Here is a 1,424-nt window from a genome sequence, read left to right as displayed (position 1 = left end):
GAGGTGGCGGCGTGAGGCACGACGGGCGCGTGAGCCGCCGTACGCTGCTGCGGGCCGGAGCGGCGGGGGCCGTGACGGTCGCCGCCGGCTGCGGACGCGGGGAGCCGTCGATCCAGGTGGCCGTGGTGTGGAGCACCGGTGAGCTGGCCCGGTTCCGGGAGGTGGTCGCCCGGTACGGCGACGTGCGGGTGGTCAGCGCGGGCAACGACATCGACGCGTTCCTGCGCGCCCGTCACCTCGCCGGCACCAGCCCGGACGTGGCGATCCTGCCCCGCCCGGGTCTGGTCGTCGAGTACGCGCGGCGAGGCTGGCTGCGGGAGGTGACGCCGTCGGGCGGCTACGCCGTCCCGGTCGGGATGGCGGACCTGCTCACCACCGGCGGGCGGCGGTACGGGGTGTGGGTGAAGGCGGCGCACAAGTCGCTGTTCTGGCACCTGCCCTCCCTGCTTCCCGACCCGCCGCGCAGCTGGGACGAGCTGGTCCAGGTCACCCGGCGGCTGGGCGGGCCGCCCCGCCGCGGCGCGGGTCCCGCCCCGCTGGCGATCGGCGCGGCCGACGGTTGGGTGCTCACCGACTGGTTCGAGAACGTGCTGGCCGACGTGACGACACCCGGGTTCTACTCGGCCCTGGCCCGGGGCGATGCCGACTGGGGCAGCCGGTCGGTGCGCGCCGCGCTGGACCGGCTCGCGGAGCTGTGGAGCGTCGAGGGCGCGTTCCCCGGCGGCGGCCGGCGTGCGCTGCTCACCCAGTACGAGGACTCGGTCATCGACGTCGTGCACCGCCGCCGGGCCGTCATGGTGTTCGAGGGCGACTTCGTCGACGACGTGGTCCGGGCGTTCTCCTCCGGTGCGGCGCCACGGACGTTCCGGTTCCCCGGTGCCCGGATGGCCGACCGCCCGCTGATCGTGGGCGGAGACGCGGCGGTCGTCTTCGCCGGGTCGGACCGCGGCGCGGACCTGGTGCGCTGGCTCAGCGAAGGGTCGGCCTTCGGCCCGTGGCTCGACGCCGGCGGCTACCTGTCCCCCAACGTGTCCGTGCCGCTGGCCAGCTACCGCGACCCGGTCCGCCGGGAACTCGCCACCGACCTGAGGACCACCGACGCCGTGCGCTTCGACCTCTCCGACCAGCTCCCCGGTCCGTTCACCGGCTCCGACGGGGTGGGGATCTGGCGGATCATGCAGGACTTCTTCGCCGACGTGACCGGCGGGGTGGCGGCGGGCGAGGCGATCCGTCGTGCCACCGGGCAGCTGGCGGCGGCGGCCCGTTCCGCGGGTGGCGGCCGATGACGCGGGTGCTCGGCGAGACGGCCGTCCTGGACGACGTGGGCCCGGCCCGGCGGGGGCGCGCCTATCCGGCGGCCGGAGCCACCTCGGCGCTGCTGGTGCCCGCGGTGCTGCTGCTCGGCGGGCTGCTGGCCTGGCCGG

The 1,424-nt window shown here is 76.3% G+C and carries 1 protein-coding gene; it reads left to right on the top strand.

The annotated features are described in order from the left end of the window. Positions 1–1,286, top strand: a 1,286-nt coding sequence (locus tag AB0I76_RS29880) for an ABC transporter substrate-binding protein (RefSeq protein ID WP_357042465.1), incomplete at its 5' end; no start/stop codon positions are given. Positions 1,287–1,424 lie beyond the last annotated feature (138 nt).

It is taken from the genome of Micromonospora sp. NPDC049799 (genome assembly GCF_040656655.1).
In the GTDB taxonomy this organism is placed as follows: Bacteria; Actinomycetota; Actinomycetes; order Mycobacteriales; family Micromonosporaceae; genus Micromonospora.
This window is presented reverse-complemented; position numbering and strand designations above follow the sequence as displayed.